The following is a 15,685-nucleotide window of genomic DNA, read 5'->3' as shown; positions in this document are numbered from 1 at the left end:
CTCTCGGACCCGAAGGACGATCGTGACCACGACTCAGCAGCGCCCAGTGACGCGCGCCCCCCGAAACGACGACGGCGGTCGTCCTCCGCGAGTCATCTCTTTCTCGCAGAAGCTCAGCAAGTGGGACATCCGCTTCTCGCCGTACCTCTACATCTCGCCGTTCTTCATCATGTTCGCGATCGTGGGGCTCTTCCCCATCGCGTACACCGCGGTGATCTCGTTCATGGACTGGGACCTCATCCGCGGCGAGGGTGAGTTCATCGGATTCGACCAGTACATCTGGATCCTGTCGCAGCCCCACTTCTGGACCGCGCTGCGCAACACGTTCAGCATCTTCCTGCTCTCGAGCGTCCCGCAGCTCGTGCTGGCGATCTTCATCGCGGCCGTGCTCGACCGGAACATCCGCGCCAAGACCTTCTGGCGCATGGCGGTGCTCGTCCCCTACGTCGTCGCCCCCATCGCCGTCGGCCTCATCTTCAACGCGATGTTCGCCGACCAGTCGGGCTTCATCAACGGCATCCTCCAAGCGATCGGGATCGGCGCCATCCCCTGGCACGTCGAGCCGTTCTGGAGCCATGTCGCGATCGCCACGATGGTGAACTACCGCTGGATGGGCTACAACACCCTCATCCTGCTCGCGGCCATGCAGGCCGTGAACCGCGACTTCTACGAGGCGGCCACCGTCGACGGCGCCGGCCCCGTGCGCCAGTTCTTCTCGATCACGCTGCCCTCGCTCAAGCCGACGCTCATCTTCGTCATCATCACGGCCACGATCGGCGGCCTGCAGATCTTCGACGAGCCGCGCGTGTTCGACCAGTTCGGCCGTGGTGGATCCGCCCAGCAGTGGCTGACCATCACCCTCTACCTCTACGACGTCGGCTGGGGACAGTGGAACTTCGGCCGGGCCGCGGCGATGGCGTGGATCCTGTTCATCATCATCGTGCTGATCGGACTCGTGAACCTCGTGGTGACGCGCACCCTCGTCCGCGACGAAGGACTTCGCCGTGAGCTCAGCAAACGGGAGCAGAAGAAGCAGTCCAAGCAGGCGCAGCGCGCGCTGAAGGAGAACCAGGCATGAGCACCATCGGCACTCCCGTCCCCCTCGCCACGGTGGAAGAGGGCATCCCGAACGCGCGCAAGCAGCGCCGGGGTGGCCGCGCCCGGCGCATCCGCGGCAGCCGTCCCGGGTTCTGGACCTACGCCATCCTCGGCGCCGTGTTCCTCTCGGCCGTGTTCCCCCTCTACTGGTCGTTCGTGATCGGCTCGGGCGACTCGTCCACGCTCCGCAAGCCCTTCCCGTGGATCCCCGGCGGCAACTTCATCGAGAACGCCCTGTCGGTCATCTCCAACCCGGCCGTCAACTTCTGGCCGGCGCTGTGGAACTCCATCTACAGCTCGTTCCTCATCGCCGCCGCCGTCGTGATCACCTCGACGCTCGCCGGCTGGGCCTTCGCGAAGCTGCGCTTCCACGGCGGACCCGGGCTGCTGGTCTTCGTCGTGGCGACGATGGCCGTGCCGCAGCAGCTCGGCGTCGTGCCGCTCTACATCCTGTTCTCCGAGCTCGGCTGGACGGGGCAGATCGGCGCCATCATCATCCCGGCGCTCACCAGCGCCTTCGGCGTGTTCTGGATGACGCAGTACTTGCGTCAGGCGGTGCCCGACGAGCTGATCGAGGCGGCGCGCGTCGACGGAGCCTCGATGATCCGCACGTTCTGGACCGTCGGCATGACCGCGGCGCGTCCGGCCGCGGCGATGCTGTTCCTCTTCACCTTCGTCGGAGCCTGGAACAACTTCTTCTGGCCGTTCATCGTGCTCGACCGGCAAAACCCGACGCTTCCCGTGGCGCTGTCGCTGCTGCAGTCGAACTACTTCGTCGACTACTCGGTCGTGCTCGCGGGCGTCATCCTCGCCACCATCCCGCTGCTGCTGCTGTTCATCTTCGCGGGCAAGCAGCTCGTCAGTGGCATCATGGCCGGGGCGGTGAAGGGATGACCCTGAACCTCGACCGCACTCAGCAGGAGAACATGAACGCTTCGCGCAGCTTCCCCACCGGCTTCCTCTTCGGAGCAGCCACCGCGGCGTACCAGATCGAGGGCGCGGCCTTCGAAGACGGTCGTACCGCGTCGATCTGGGATGCGTTCGCCCGTGTTCCCGGTGCCGTGATCAACGCCGACAACGGCGACGTCGCGTGCGATCACTACCACCGCTACCGCGACGACGTCGCGCTCATGAAGGAGCTCGGTCTCGACACGTACCGGTTCTCCACCTCGTGGTCGCGCGTGCGTCCCGACGGCGGCGCGCTCAACCCGAAGGGCGTCGACTTCTACGAGCGGCTCGTCGACGAGCTCCTCGGTGCCGGGATCATCCCGTGGCTGACCCTCTACCACTGGGATCTGCCGCAGGCCATCGAGGACCGGGGCGGGTGGACCCTTCGCGAGACCGCCGATCGTTTCACCGAGTACGCCCTCGACATGCACGACGCCCTCGGCGACCGCGTGCACCACTGGACGACGCTCAACGAGCCGTGGTGCTCGTCGTTCCTCAGCTACACCGCGGGCATCCACGCTCCCGGACGGTTCGACATCGGCGACGGCATGCTCGCGGCGCACCACCTGCTGCTCGGTCACGGGCAGACCGTCGCCGCCCTGCGCGAGCGCGACTCGTCGCTGTCGCTGGGCATCACGCTGAACCTGACGGTGGCCGAACCGGCCGATCCGGCCGATGCCGCCGACGTCGACGCGGCGCGGCGCATCGACGGCCAGTTCAACCGCTGGTTCCTCGACCCGATCTTCCGGGCCGCCTACCCCGGCGACATCGTCGCCGACATCGAGAAGGTGGATGCCGCGGCGGTCGAGCGCTGGCGCGATGCCGTGCGCCCGGGCGACGAGACGATCATCGCGCAGCCGCTCGACGCCCTCGGGGTGAACTACTACCACGGCGAGTTCGTGGGCGGTCGTCCCGACCCCAACCCGCCGACCCCGGGAGACGCGCCCACCGATCGCAAGACCGGCTCGCCGTGGCCCGCCGGTCACGACATCTACTGGCACGAGCGGGGTCTGCCCCGCACGTCGATGCACTGGGAGGTGCAGCCCGCGGGGCTGACCCAGCTGCTCGAGCGCGTGTGGACCGAGTACGCCCAGCCCGTCGGCACGATCCTCTACGTCACCGAGAACGGCGCCGCCTACGACGACGAGCTCGTCGAGGTCGACGGCGAGAAGTCGGTGCCGGACGCCGAGCGCACCGAGTTCCTGCGGGTGCACCTGGGCGCCATCCTCGACGCCCAGGAGGCCGGTGCCGACGTCCGCGGCTACTTCTACTGGTCGCTGCTCGACAACTTCGAATGGGCCTGGGGCTACGAGAAGCGCTTCGGCATCGTGCACGTGGATTACCACACGCAGGAGCGGACGTTGAAGGACAGCGCGAAGGAGTATCGTCGGGTCATCGCAGATCGTGCGATCGACGTTCCCGCTCCGGCGGACGCCGCCCGGACCGCCGTCCCGAGGTAGCCCACTGTGATCTCCGACCAGAACCGGACGGCCGCGACCATCGAAGAGGTCGCGGCCGTCGCCGGTGTATCGCGCTCGACGGTGTCGCGCGTCGTCAACGGCTCGACCGCCGTCAGCCCCGCCGCCCTCGAGTCGGTGCGCCGCGCGATCGCCGAGCTCAACTACGTTCCCAACCGCGCGGCGCGTTCGCTCGCCAGCCGGTCGACGATGGCGATCGCGCTCGTCGTGCCCGAAGACACCAGCCGGGTGTTCGGCGATCCGTTCTTCGCGGCGGTCGTGTCGGGCATCAACTCGCGCATCAGCCGCAGCGACTATGTGCTGAACCTGATCATGGCCAGCGCCGACCCCGGCGACAAGACGGCCCAGTACGTGCGCAGTGGGGCCGTCGACGGCGCGATCATCGTGTCGCACCACACGAGCGACACCTTCATCGAGCGCATCGCGGCCGCGATTCCCGTCGTCTACGGCGGTCGACCGGTGCGTTCGCGGATGGGCGACTACTACATCGACGTCGATAACGTCGCCGGTGCGCGGGATGCCACGGCCTACCTCATCGGCCGCGGATGCCGCCACATCGGCGCGATCACGGGCCCGCCGTCCATGCCCGCCGGTGTCGACCGCGCCGAGGGCTACCGCGTGGCGCTCGCGGAGTCGGGACTCACGCCGGCCCCCGTCGTGCAGGGCGACTTCACGACCGAGTCCGGAGCTGTGGCGATGCGTGCCATCCTCGCGGCGGGCGAGCCGCTCGACGGCCTCTTCGTGGCGAGCGATCTCATGGCGCGCGGCGCCATGCAGGTGCTCGCGTCCGAGGGGATCAGGGTCCCTGACGAGGTCGCGGTCATGGGCTTCGATGATTCGCCCGTCGCGCTGACGACCGAGCCGCAGCTGACGACCATGCGGCAGCCGTCGTTCGCGCAGGGCGAGTGCATGGCCGATGTCCTGCTCGCGCGGCTCGCGGGGATGTCGCCCCCCGAGGTGACGATCCTCGACACCGAGCTCATCGTCCGCGGCTCGGCCTGACGCGGGCCTGACGCTCGGGTCAGGGCGCGTCGTGCTCAGGCCAGGGCGGCGTGGAGCGTGTTCTTCCAGGGGTCGTCGAACGCGACCGTGCGCCCGTCGTCGCGCACCGCGATGCCATGATGGCGCAGACGTTCGGTGAGAGCCCCCAGATCGTCGGCCGTCGGCAGCGCGAGGTCGACGCGGCCGAGCCCGAGCGCCGGCATGCGCGGCCCTGCCCCTCGGGAGTTCCACACGTTCATCGCCATGTGGTGGTGGTAGCCGCCCGCGCTGACGAAGAGGGCCTGATCGCCGAGCGCCGCGGTCGTGTCGAACCCCAGGGCGTCGACGTAGAACGCCCGTGCCGTCACCACGTCGCCGACCGAGAGGTGCACGTGGCCGACGCGGGCGGGATCGGATGGCGTGGAGCCGGCGCTGCCCGCTGTCGAGCATCGCGGCATCGAGGTGCTCGCGTAAGAAGGCGTTGGGGTCGAGGAAGAGCGTGTCCATCTCGACCTGTCCGTGCGTCCACGACCAGGTGCTGCGATCGCGGTCCCAGTAGAGCTCGATGCCGTTGCCCTCGGGGTCGGTGAAGTAGAACGCCTGGCTGACGAGGTGGTCGGCGCTGCCGGTGAAGGTCGAGGGCGCGTGGCGGGCGACGCTGTAGAGCGCGGCCGCCAGAGCTGCCTGCGTCTCGAACAGGATGGCCGTGTGGAACAAGCCAGCCGACCCGGCGGCCGCATGGCGGAGCGCGGGCTCGTGGCGCAGGATCACGACCGGCCGGCCGGCGCGCCCGAGGGTGACGGTGTCGCCGCCTGCGGCGAGCACCTGCAGGGCCGGGAGCGGCGTCGAGTGCACGGCGAAACGCCGAGTGCACGGCATCCTCGCGTCTGAAAGTCGTCCTTTCGACGGGATGCCGTGCACTCGGGATGCGGGCCTACTGGGGGTCTCCTCCCAGGGGGCCCACCGCGGGGATGGGGCCGCCGTCGTCGGCGCCGGTCTTGCGCCAGCGGGCGATCGCGTTGCCGGCGTGGTAGATCACCAGTGCCGCGATGGTGCCGAGGACGATCGCGCCGAACTGCAGCGAACCGAAGTTCATCGCGAACCCCGCGATCGCGATGACGAACGACACCGCGACGGTGTACTGGTTCACGGGACGCGAGAAGTCCACGCGGTTGTCGACCCAGATCTTGATGCCGATGACGCCGATCAGGCCGTAGAGGGCCGTCGTGACGCCGCCGAGCACGCCCGCGGGGATCGTGTTGAACACGGCCCCGACCTTGGGCGAGAAGGCGAGCAGGATCGCCACGATGCCGGCCACCCAGTACGCGGCGGTCGAGTAGACGCGGGTCGCGGCCATGACGCCGATGTTCTCGCCGTAGGTCGTGGTGCCCGAGCCGCCGAAGCCGCCCGCGAGGGTGGTCGCGACACCGTCGGCGATGAGCGCGCGGCCGGTGTGCTTGTTGATCGAGGGGTCGTCGGTCATGGTCGCGACGCCGCGCACGTGGCCGACGTTCTCGGCGATCAGCACGAGCACGACGGGGAGGAACATCGGCACGATGGACCAGGCCGCGGCATCCCCGATCGCCACGAGGTGGAAGTCGGGCAGACCGAACCAGGCGGCGGCCCCGACGGCCTCGAACTCGACCTGTCCGGTGACGGCGGCCACGACGTAGCCGACGATCACGCCGAGGAAGATCGAGATGCGGCCGAGGAACCCGCGGAACAGCACGCTGAACAGGATGACGGCGCACAGGGTCACCGTGGCGATCTCGGGCTGCAGCTGGAAGTTGTTCCAGGCGGCGGGTGCGAGGTTGAACCCGATGAGCGCGACGATCGCACCGGCGACCACGGGCGGCATGAGCTTCTCGATCCAGCCCGTGCCGAAGGCCTGCACGATGAAGCCGACCGCCGCGAGCAGGAGGCCCGCGACGACGACGCCGAGGAGCGCCTGAGTGATCTGCTCGGCGGTCTCGAGGCGGTTGCCGCCGTTGAGCGCCGTGATGGGGGCGATGAAAGCGAACGACGAGCCCAGGTAGCTCGGCAGCTTGTTGCGCGTGATCAGCAGGAAGACGAGGGTGCCGAGACCCGAGAAGAGCAGGGTCGTCGAGACCGGGAAGCCGGTGATGATCGGCACGAGGAACGTCGCACCGAACATGGCGACGACGTGCTGCGCGCCGATCGCGATGGTGCCGGGCCAGTTCAGGCGCTCGCCGGGCTTGACGACGGCGCCGCGCGCGACGGTGCGACCGTCGCCGTGGAGGGACCAGATGGGCATGGGACTCCTCGGAAAGGATGAACGATTCGGGATGGAGCGCGAGAGCGGCCCTACCCTACCTGTGAGATCCCTGCATGCCGCGTCGGCGCTCCGCGGAGCGCGCGTACGGCCCGCCCTCAGCCCGCGAGCGTCTCGAGCAGCTCGCGATACTTCGCGGCGGTGCGCTCGACGATGTCGTCGGGGAGAGCCGGGGGAGTGCCGGTCTTGTCCCAGGCCGCCGCGAGCCAGTCGCGCACGATCTGCTTGTCGTAGCTGGCCATGCGCTCGGCGGGCGTCGTGCCGGTGCGCCAGGCCTCGGCATCCCAGTAGCGCGACGAGTCGCTCGTGAGCACCTCGTCGGCGAGGGTCAGCACGCCATCGGCATCGAGGCCGAACTCGAACTTCGTGTCGGCGAGGATGAGCCCCTTGCTCTCGGCGAGGGCGGCGGCTCGTCGGTAGATCTCGAGCGACGCGTCGCGCAGCGCGGCGGCGGTCTCGGCGCCGACGAGCTCGACGGAACGCTCGAACGAGATGTTCTCGTCGTGCTCGCCGAGGGGAGCCTTGTACGCGGGGGTGTAGATCGGCTCGGGCAGGCGGTCGCCGTTCTGCAGGCCGGTCGGGAGGGGGATGCCGCACACCGTGCCGCTCTCGGAGTACTCGGCCCAGCCGGTGCCGGTCAGGTAGCCGCGGACGACGCACTCGATCGGCTGCATGTCGAGCTCGCGCACGATCATCGCCCGCGCGGCGACCGCTGCCGGCGGCTGGAGCCCCAGCAGATGGTTCGGGATCGGGTGGCCGCCGTCGCGACCGGCGAGCTGGGCGAACCACCACAGGCTCAGGCGCGTCAGCAGCTCGCCCTTGCCGGGGATGCCGGGCTCGAGCACGTGGTCGAAAGCGCTGACGCGGTCGCTCGCGACGACGAGCATCCGGTCGGCCGGGCCGTCCGCCGGACGGTACAGGTCGCGGACCTTGCCGGAGTAGACGTGCTTCCAGCCGGGCAGATCGAGGGCGCTCACCCGGCCATTATCCCGGAGCGGGGAACGCCGCGCCGACCCGTGAGAAAGGGCGTATAGTCCACATGGACTAATCGAGAGGGGGGTGCCATGCCGGATGCCGTCGATCGCCTCACCCCGCTGGGGTTGATGCTGCTCGCGCTGCTGCACGAGGACGACATGCACGCGTATGAGATGGTCCGTCTGCTGCGCGAACGGAAGGCCGACCGCCTCGTCGCCCTGACGCACGGGACGATCTACCACACCGTCGCGCGTCTCGAGCGGCAGGGCCTCATCGATGACGTCGGCACCGATCGCGACGGCAACCGTCCGGAGCGGACGACGTACACGCTCACGGACGCCGGCGCCGACATGATGACCGCGTGGGTGCGGCGCGAGCTCCCCGCCGTCGACCGCCCCGAGCGTTTCCGCGTCGCGCTGGCCGAATCGCACAACCTCGAGCGCGCCGAAGTGGTGGCGCTCCTCAGCGAGCGGAGGGACGCCTTGGCGGCATCCCTCGAGGCGCACCGCCAGGCGCGCGACCATGCGATCGAGCGCGGCTCGTATCCCCAGTTCTGGATCGAGGTGCACCGCGAGACGGCTCTGCTGTCGGCGGATGTCGCCTGGCTCGACGAAGCGGTCGAGTACATCCGTCGTCCCGACACCGTGTGGGGGGTCACCGACCTCGCCGCGACCGACCGCTACCTGGCACAGAGAGAAGCCGCCCGCGCATGAGCGAGAGAACCAGCACCGTCCGCGCCCCCGAAGGCGCCGCCCCCGCCGTCAACCCGTGGCCCGCCCTGTGGGCGATGGTCATCGGGTTCTTCATGATCCTCGTCGACACCACGATCGTCTCGGTCGCGAACCCGGCGATCAAGGCCGCGCTCGACCCGTCGACCGGCAACCTCGACAACGTGGTGTGGGTCACCTCGTCGTACCTGCTCGCCTACGCAGTGCCCCTGCTGGTCACGGGCCGCCTCGGCGACCGATTCGGGCCGAAGAACATCTACCTGATCGGGCTCGCGATCTTCACGATCGCCTCGCTCGCCTGCGGGCTCTCGGGCTCGCTCGCCGTGCTCGTGATCGCGCGCGCCGTGCAGGGTCTCGGCGCCGCCCTCATGACCCCGCAGACGATGGCCGTCATCACCCGCACCTTCCCCGCCGAGCGCCGGGGCGCGGCCATGGGCCTGTGGGGTGCGACCGCCGGTGTCGCGACCCTCGTCGGACCGCTCGCGGGCGGCCTTCTCGTCGACGGTTTCGGCTGGGAGTGGATCTTCTTCGTCAACATCCCCGTCGGTGTCGTGGCATTCGTCCTGGCGTGGCGCCTGGTGCCGCAGCTCGAGACGCACCCGCACCGCTTCGATGTCGTGGGCGTCGTGCTGAGCGCGATCGGGCTCTTCCTCATCGTCTTCGGCCTGCAGGAGGGCGAGCACTACGACTGGGCTGCCGGCATCTGGGCGATGATCGGGGCCGGTATCGTCGTCATGGCGGTGTTCGTCTGGACGCAGGGACGGACGAAGAGCGAGCCCCTCGTGCCGCTCGAGCTCTTCCTCGACCGCAACTTCGCGATCTCGAACCTCGCGATCGCCGCGGTGGGCTTCACCGTGACGAGCATGGCGCTGCCGATGGCGTTCTTCACGCAGCTCGCGCGCGGGCTCACCCCGACGCAGTCGGCGCTGCTGCTCGTACCGATGGCGGTTCTCTCGGGCGCGCTCGCACCGCTGGCCGGCCGCATCCTCGACCGCGTCGACCCGCGCCTGCTGCTCGTCCCCGGCCTGACGCTGATGGTCCTGGGCCTCGTCGGCTACGCGCTGCTCATGAACACCGAGGCGCCCGTCCTGCTGCTGCTCATCCCCGCCGCGATCATCGGCGTCGCCAACGCCGGCATGTGGGGTCCGCTCGCCACGACGGCGACCCGCAACCTGCCGCCGCGTCAGGCAGGGGCCGGCTCGGGCATCTACAACACGACCCGCACGGTCGGCTCGGTGATCGGCTCGGCGGCGATCGCGGCCTACATGCAGTCGCGGCTGACGGCGAACCTGCCGGGTGCCGGGGATGCCGCGGGCGGCGACTTCGGCGGCGGCGGCGCGATGCCTCCCGCGATCGCCGAGGGCTTCTCCGCCGCGATGGCGCAGGCCATGATCCTGCCGGCGATCGTCATCGGGGTCGCCGTGATCGTCGTGATCTTCCTCAAGCGCCCCGCCCACCTCGTCCGGCGCTGACCCCGGCCGCGACCGAACGGGACCGCCCGCGTTGTGGATTCAGTCCGCGACGCGGGCGGCGATGTCGGTGCGGTGGTGCGAGCCGTCGAGGCTGATCTCGGACAGCGCGCGATAGGCGCGGTCACGGGCCTCGGCGAAGTCGGTGCCGCGCGCGACGACGTTCAGCACGCGCCCGCCGGTGGCGACGAGCCCGTCGACCGTCTCGGCGGTCGCGGCATGCGCGAGGTGCACGCCCTCGACGGATGCCGCGGCGTCGAGCCCCGTGAGCGCCCGGCCGGTCACCGGGTTCTCGGGGTAGCCCTCGCTCGCGAGCACGACCGTGACGGCGGCGTCGCCCGAGAACGTCGGCTCGGGCTCGGACTCGAGGCGCCCGCTCGCCGCGGCCATCAGCAGCTCCGAGAGCGGCGAGGTCAGCCGCGCGAGCACGACCTGCGTCTCGGGGTCGCCGAACCGCGCGTTGAACTCGATCACCTTGATGCCCGACTCGGTGAGGATGAGGCCCGCGTAGAGGAGGCCGATGAACGGCGTGCCCTCGGTGTCGAGGTGGCGGATGACGGGCTCGGCCACGTCGCGCGTGACCTCGGCGACGAACTCGGCCTCGCTGCCGAACCGGTCGGCGAGCCAGGGGAGCGGCGAGTAGGCGCCCATGCCCCCGGTGTTCGGGCCGGCGTCGCCGTCGTAGGCGCGCTTGTAGTCCTGCGCGGGGCTGAGGGCTCGGACGGTGTCGCCGTCCGAGACGAAGAAGAGCGACACCTCGGGGCCGGCGAGGAACTCCTCGATCAGCACCGGGCCGCTCGCGAGGTAGATGTCGGCGTGGGCGAGCGCCGCGTCACGGTCATCGGTGACGATGACGCCCTTGCCGGCAGCGAGACCGTCGGCCTTGACCACGTGGGGGGCGCCGAGCTCGTCGAGCGCGGCCTCGACCTCGGCGCGGCTCCGCGCGCGCACCGCCCGACCGGTGGGCACACCGGCCTCGTCCATCACGCGCTTCGCGAAGGCCTTCGACCCTTCGAGCTGCGCGGCGACCTTTCCGGGCCCGAAGACGGGGATGCCGCGTTCCCGCAGTGCATCGGCGACACCGGCGATGAGCGGGGCCTCCGGGCCGACGATGACGAGGTCGACGTTGGCGCTGCCGGCGAACTCGGTCACCGCGACCGGGTCATTCTGGTCGAGGCCCGGGACGATCTCGGCATCGCGCGCGATGCCGGCGTTGCCGGGGGCCGCGAGCAGGTCGTGACCTGCGCCTTCCGCGGCGAGAGCGAGGATGATGGCGTGCTCGCGCGCGCCCGAGCCGAGGACCAGGATCTTCACCCGGCCAGCCTACCGACCGGGCTAGCGTGGAACCCATGGCCCGCAGCATCCTCACCGCCGATGGCCGCGCCGCGCTCGCCGCGGTCGCCGCCGCCGACGCGTCCGGCGAGAAACCTGCGCGCACCGACCTGGCGACGGCCGTGCGCTACCTGTTGCAGCTGCTCGTCGAGAAGGCGCCCGGCAACTCGGTCGAGATGCGCGTGCCGCCCTTCGGTGCCGTGCAGGTCGTCGAGGGTCCGCGACACACGCGCGGCACTCCTCCCAACGTCGTCGAGACGGATGCCGCGACCTGGATCGCCCTCGCCCTCGGCGAGCTGGCCTGGGCGGATGCCGCCACCGCGGGCCGGCTCAGAGCGTCGGGCACCCGCGCCGACCTCGGAGCGCTGCTGCCGCTGCGGCCCTGACGCCGACTCCGGTAAGGTTAGGCAAGCCTGACCTTACCTCTGGAGTCTGCTGTGCGCTCTTCCCTTCTGTCCCGGGCGCCCCTCGGGGTGCTCGCCGCTGCGTCGATCGTCCTCGGTGTCGCGAGCCCCGCCCTCGCGATCGGCGACGCCGCGCCCGTCGAGCAGCGGACCGCCGCGACCTCGCCGGCCGCCTGCGACATCACCGACGCGACCATCACGTGGGGCTTCAAGGAGTCGTTCCGCTCGTACATCTCCGGCTCCATCGCAAAGGGTGCGTGGGAGCCGTTCGGCGGCGTGGGTTACGAGACGCCCGCGTTCACCTGGACCGGTGGCACGGGCAGCTACGACCCGGCGACCGGTACCGGCTCGATCGCCTTCCCCGGCGGCATCCGGTTCACCGGGCACGGCGGCCTGCTCGACTCGACGGCGCAGAACGTCACGCTCGAGATCGCGCCGGCGGCGGGGCGTGTTCTCGTCGACCTCGCCGGAGTCTCGATGGAGAGCGCGCTCGCCGGCGACGACACCGTCGTCACGACACCCCAGGTGCCGTTCGTGACCGTCGACCTGGCGGGTCTGGAGAGCACGGTCTCGGGCGAGGCCCTCACCCTCGCCGCGACGGATGCCGCCACCGCGATCACCGACGAGGGGTACGCCGCCTTCGGCAACTACGAGACGGGCACCGCCTTCGACCCGCTCTCGTTCACCGCGAGCGGGGTGTGCGCGGCTGCTACCCCGACGGCCGAGCCGTCGCCCGTCGTCGACGCGTCTCCCGCCGCGGATGCGGCAGAGGCGGGCGACGACGAGAGCGGATCGAGCGGTGCCCTCCCCGTCGCGCTCATCGCCGCGATCGGCGGCGCGCTCGTCGCGACGATCGGCGGGTCGACCGCAGCGATCGTCGCCTCGCGTCGCAAGCAGCGGAAGGTGCGTGCCGGCGGCGGGCCCGCCGATCACGCCGACGACGGGCCGGCCGCGTGAAGATGCGGCGACTCCTCGTCGCGGCGCTCGCCGCTGCGGCCCTGTCGCTCAGCGCCTGCGCTCCGGCTGCGACGTCTCACGGCGAGGCCGCGGGCCAGGTCGTGATCGACCGACCCCCGCTGAGCGAATTGGCGCCGGTGACCGACCCGCGCTCGCTCGAGGGCCCCTCGACCGCCGTCCTCGCCGACGCTGCGGTCGAGCCGGTCGTGACGGATCCCACCCAGAGCCTGCCCGTCACCGTGACCTCGCACGATCTCACCGGCGACGTCGAGGTGACGGTGACGGACACCTCGCGCATCATCGCGATGGACCTCTCCGGTTCGCTGGCCGCGACCGTCTGGGGCCTGGGCCTCGGCGGCGAGCTCGTCGGCCGCGACGTCTCGACGACGTTCCCCGGTGCGGCGGACCTGCCGGTTGTCACGGGCAACGGCCACACGGTCAACGCCGAGTCGATCATCGGCCTCGCCCCCACGCTGGTCATCACCGACGGCAGCATCGGGCCGGTCGACGTCGTGCAGCAGCTGCGGGATGTCGGCATCACGGTCGTGTTCGTCGAGCGTTCGGCGTCGTTCGACGGCGCCGCCGACCTGGCGCGCTCGGTCGGCGAGGTGCTCGGCGTCGCCGAGGCGCGAGAGCAGCTCGCTCAGCGGATCGTGAGCGAGGTCGACGAGACGCGTGCGCAGATCGCCGCGCTCGCACCGGAGGCCGCGAGCGAGCGTCTGCGAATGGTCTTCCTCTACCTGCGCGGCACCGCGGGTGTCTACTACCTGTTCGGGTCCGAGTCCGGTGCCGACCAGCTCATCACCGCCCTCGGCGGGGTCGACGTCGCCGGCGAGCTCGGCTGGAGCGGGATGCAGCCCCTCAACGACGAAGCCATGGTCGCCGCCGACCCCGACCTCATCCTCGTGATGACCGCCGGGCTCGAATCGGTCGGCGGCGTCGATGGCCTGCTCGCCGACAAGCCCGCGATCGCGCTGACCGCAGCCGGCCAGCATCGCCGCTTCGTCGACATGGCGGACGGGCAGATCCTGTCGTTCGGGCCGCGCAGTGCGGGGGTGCTCGATGCGCTGGCACGCGCTGTCTACGCGCCCGATCCCGCCTCGTGAGCGGGCGTGCCGCTGGGCGCCGCGCAGTCCTCGTCGGGTCCGTGACCGCGGCGTTGCTCGCGGTGGGCGTCGTGCTGTCGGCCGGACTCGGTCAGCTGCCGGTCGGCCCCGCCGAGGTCGTCGGGTCGTTGCTCCGCGCCATCGGCATGCCCAGCTCGTGGGCGCCGACCGAGCCGCTGATCGAGCAGACGCTGTGGCAGATCCGGTTCCCCCGTGTCGCGATGTCGCTGCTCGTCGGCGCGCTGCTGGCGGTCGCCGGTGCCGTCATGCAGGCGATCTTCGCCAACCCGCTCGCCGAGCCGGGCGTCGTCGGCGTCTCGTCGGGCGCGGCCGTCGGCGCGGCCGCCGCGATCACGCTCGGCGTCTCGTTCCTCGGCCCGTGGTCGATCGCGGTCTGCGCGTTCGCGGGCGGCCTCGTCGCGACCCTCGTGGTCTACGCCGCCGCACGCGCGCACGGGCGTACCGAGTCGATCACGCTCATTCTGACGGGCATCGCCGTCAACGCGTTCGCGGGTGCCGCGCTGGCACTGCTGATGTTCGTCGGCGACACCGCGTCACGCGAGCAGATCGTGTTCTGGCAGCTCGGCTCGATGAACGGTTCGCGCTGGTCGGAGGTGGCGATCGTCGCGCTCGTCGGAGCGCTCGGCACAGCGGCATCCCTCGGTCTCGCACGCCGATTCGACCTTCTCGCGCTCGGTGATCGCACCGCCGCGCACCTCGGTGTGCGCGTCGAGGCGCTGCGGGTCGGGTCGATCGTCCTCGTCGCGCTCCTCACCGGCGTTGCGGTCGCGTTCGTCGGCATCATCGCGTTCGTCGGTCTCGTCGTGCCCCACATCATCCGCATGCTGGTTGGGCCGGCGCACCGCGGGCTCATCGCCCTCTCGGCGCTCGGCGGCGGCGTCGTGCTCGTCTACGCCGATCTCCTGGCGCGGACCATCGTCGTCTCTGCAGACCTGCCGATCGGCATCCTCACGTCGCTCGTGGGCGGACCGTTCTTCTTCTGGCTCATCCGCCGCACCCGCCGCACCGCCGGGGGCTGGTCGTGACGGGCGTGGCCGTCGAGGTGCGGCATGCGAGCTTGCGGTTGGGTGAGGCGACGATCCTCGACGACGTGACGACGGATGTCGGCTACGGTCGGCTGCTCGCTCTCGTGGGGCCCAACGGCGCCGGAAAGTCGAGCCTGCTCTCCCTGCTGACGGGCGACCGTGCACCCACCTCGGGGGATGTCCGTCTCGACGGACGCCGGGTGAGCGAGTGGTCGGCCCGCAACCTGTCGCGGCGGCGGTCCGTGCTGCTGCAGTCGAACCAGGTGGCGTTCTCGTTCACGGCGGGGCAGGTCGTCGCGATCGGGCGGACGCCCTGGATCGGCACCGAGCAGGCGGCCCTCGACGATGCGCGTATCGCCGAAGCGGTCGAACGGGCGGATGTCGCGCACTTGCTCCATCGCGCCTACCCGTCACTCTCGGGCGGCGAGAAGGCACGCGTCTCGCTCGCCCGCGTGCTCGCGCAGGACACCCCCGTCGTGCTGCTAGACGAGCCGACGGCGGCGCTCGACCTCCGGCACCAGGAGGACGTCCTCGGCGTCGCACGCGACCTCGCCCGTGACGGGTGCGCGGTGGTCGTCGTGCTGCACGACCTGTCGCTCGCTGCGGCGTACGCCGACGAGGTCGCGATGATCGACGGCGGCCGGCTCGTCGCCCGGGGCAGCGCGCGAGAAGTGCTCACGGCGGAGCGGGTCACGGCCGTCTACGGCACCGAGGTGCGCGTGCTCGACGATCCGGATTCCGGCCGCCCGGTCATCCTCCCTCGCCGTCACGCCGAGCGCTGACTATCAGCCTCTTCACAAAATCGGATTAGGCAAGGCTAAGCTAACTTTGAGTCGCGTGCCCGACGCGCGAGCTTCACCTGCATCGAGA

General features: G+C 70.6%; 14 protein-coding genes and 1 pseudogene. 11 read left to right on the top strand and 4 right to left on the bottom strand.

Going from position 1 to position 15,685, the window contains the following annotated elements; all coding sequences use genetic code 11:
- The first annotated feature begins 22 nt into the window (after positions 1–22).
- Genes ACLBWJ_RS08335 through ACLBWJ_RS08320 form a run of 4 tightly spaced genes read left to right on the top strand, consistent with a single transcriptional unit; the run spans position 23 to position 4,526 of the window.
- Positions 23–1,078, top strand: coding sequence for a carbohydrate ABC transporter permease (locus ACLBWJ_RS08335; RefSeq protein WP_282501831.1), 1,056 nt, complete (start codon positions 23–25; stop codon positions 1,076–1,078).
- Positions 1,075–1,992: a carbohydrate ABC transporter permease gene (locus ACLBWJ_RS08330; protein WP_112615779.1), complete on the top strand. Its 918-nt coding sequence runs from the start codon at positions 1,075–1,077 to the stop codon at positions 1,990–1,992. Before ACLBWJ_RS08335 ends, ACLBWJ_RS08330 begins: the two co-directional genes overlap by 4 nt.
- Positions 1,989–3,506 carry a GH1 family beta-glucosidase gene (locus ACLBWJ_RS08325; RefSeq protein ID WP_274178104.1) on the top strand — a complete coding sequence of 506 codons (1,518 nt, stop codon included), beginning with the start codon at positions 1,989–1,991 and terminating at the stop codon, positions 3,504–3,506. The genes ACLBWJ_RS08330 and ACLBWJ_RS08325 overlap by 4 nt, the downstream gene beginning before the upstream one ends.
- A gap of 6 nt (positions 3,507–3,512) precedes the next feature.
- Positions 3,513–4,526, top strand: a complete 1,014-nt coding sequence (locus ACLBWJ_RS08320; RefSeq protein ID WP_274178105.1) for a LacI family DNA-binding transcriptional regulator — start codon at positions 3,513–3,515, stop codon at positions 4,524–4,526.
- A gap of 35 nt (positions 4,527–4,561) precedes the next feature.
- On the opposite strand, the pseudogene ACLBWJ_RS08315 reads toward ACLBWJ_RS08320, so the two are convergent.
- From ACLBWJ_RS08315 to ACLBWJ_RS08305, 3 genes and pseudogenes are all read right to left on the bottom strand, one after another.
- Positions 4,562–5,336 (bottom strand): annotated as a pseudogene (locus tag ACLBWJ_RS08315) (VOC family protein); the annotation flags it as partial.
- Between the two features lie 103 nt (positions 5,337–5,439).
- Positions 5,440–6,780 (bottom strand): uracil-xanthine permease family protein, encoded by a 1,341-nt coding sequence (locus tag ACLBWJ_RS08310; RefSeq protein ID WP_274178106.1) that lies wholly within the window; start codon positions 6,778–6,780, stop codon positions 5,440–5,442.
- Positions 6,781–6,896: 116 nt separating this feature from the next.
- The gene (locus tag ACLBWJ_RS08305) at positions 6,897–7,775 is read right to left on the bottom strand and encodes a phosphoribosylaminoimidazolesuccinocarboxamide synthase (RefSeq protein ID WP_282501832.1); all 879 of its coding nucleotides are present in this window, start codon (positions 7,773–7,775) and stop codon (positions 6,897–6,899) included.
- A gap of 87 nt (positions 7,776–7,862) precedes the next feature.
- Between ACLBWJ_RS08305 and ACLBWJ_RS08300 the strand changes: the two genes are divergently transcribed.
- Both ACLBWJ_RS08300 and ACLBWJ_RS08295 read left to right on the top strand, forming a co-directional pair.
- The gene (locus ACLBWJ_RS08300) at positions 7,863–8,486 is read left to right on the top strand and encodes a PadR family transcriptional regulator (protein WP_282501834.1); all 624 of its coding nucleotides are present in this window, start codon (positions 7,863–7,865) and stop codon (positions 8,484–8,486) included.
- Complete coding sequence (locus ACLBWJ_RS08295; protein ID WP_282501835.1) at positions 8,483–9,973, top strand: DHA2 family efflux MFS transporter permease subunit; 1,491 nt, start codon at positions 8,483–8,485, stop codon at positions 9,971–9,973. Before ACLBWJ_RS08300 ends, ACLBWJ_RS08295 begins: the two co-directional genes overlap by 4 nt.
- A 39-nt stretch (positions 9,974–10,012) precedes the next feature.
- Here ACLBWJ_RS08295 and purD read toward each other — a convergent pair whose 3' ends face one another.
- Positions 10,013–11,284: a phosphoribosylamine--glycine ligase gene (gene purD, locus ACLBWJ_RS08290; protein ID WP_282501836.1), complete on the bottom strand. Its 1,272-nt coding sequence runs from the start codon at positions 11,282–11,284 to the stop codon at positions 10,013–10,015.
- A gap of 35 nt (positions 11,285–11,319) precedes the next feature.
- Here purD and ACLBWJ_RS08285 point away from each other — a divergent pair, with 35 nt between their 5' ends.
- From ACLBWJ_RS08285 to ACLBWJ_RS08265, 5 genes are read left to right on the top strand one after another with little or no spacing between them, the layout of a single operon-like run.
- Complete coding sequence (locus ACLBWJ_RS08285) at positions 11,320–11,688, top strand: sterol carrier family protein (RefSeq protein WP_274178110.1); 369 nt, start codon at positions 11,320–11,322, stop codon at positions 11,686–11,688.
- A gap of 51 nt (positions 11,689–11,739) precedes the next feature.
- Positions 11,740–12,663: an HtaA domain-containing protein gene (locus tag ACLBWJ_RS08280; RefSeq protein WP_447660103.1), complete on the top strand. Its 924-nt coding sequence runs from the start codon at positions 11,740–11,742 to the stop codon at positions 12,661–12,663.
- Between the two features lie 2 nt (positions 12,664–12,665).
- A complete protein-coding gene (locus ACLBWJ_RS08275; RefSeq protein ID WP_282502620.1) occupies positions 12,666–13,769 on the top strand; it encodes a heme/hemin ABC transporter substrate-binding protein in 1,104 nt (367 codons plus the stop codon).
- A gap of 41 nt (positions 13,770–13,810) precedes the next feature.
- Entirely contained in the window at positions 13,811–14,815 is a 1,005-nt protein-coding gene (locus ACLBWJ_RS08270) for a FecCD family ABC transporter permease (protein WP_447660102.1), read from the top strand.
- Entirely contained in the window at positions 14,812–15,597 is a 786-nt protein-coding gene (locus ACLBWJ_RS08265; protein ID WP_447660101.1) for a heme ABC transporter ATP-binding protein, read from the top strand. The genes ACLBWJ_RS08270 and ACLBWJ_RS08265 overlap by 4 nt, the downstream gene beginning before the upstream one ends.
- The last annotated feature ends 88 nt before the right edge of the window (positions 15,598–15,685 follow it).

The organism is Microbacterium sp. M4A5_1d (assembly GCF_053345465.1).
This window is presented reverse-complemented; position numbering and strand designations above follow the sequence as displayed.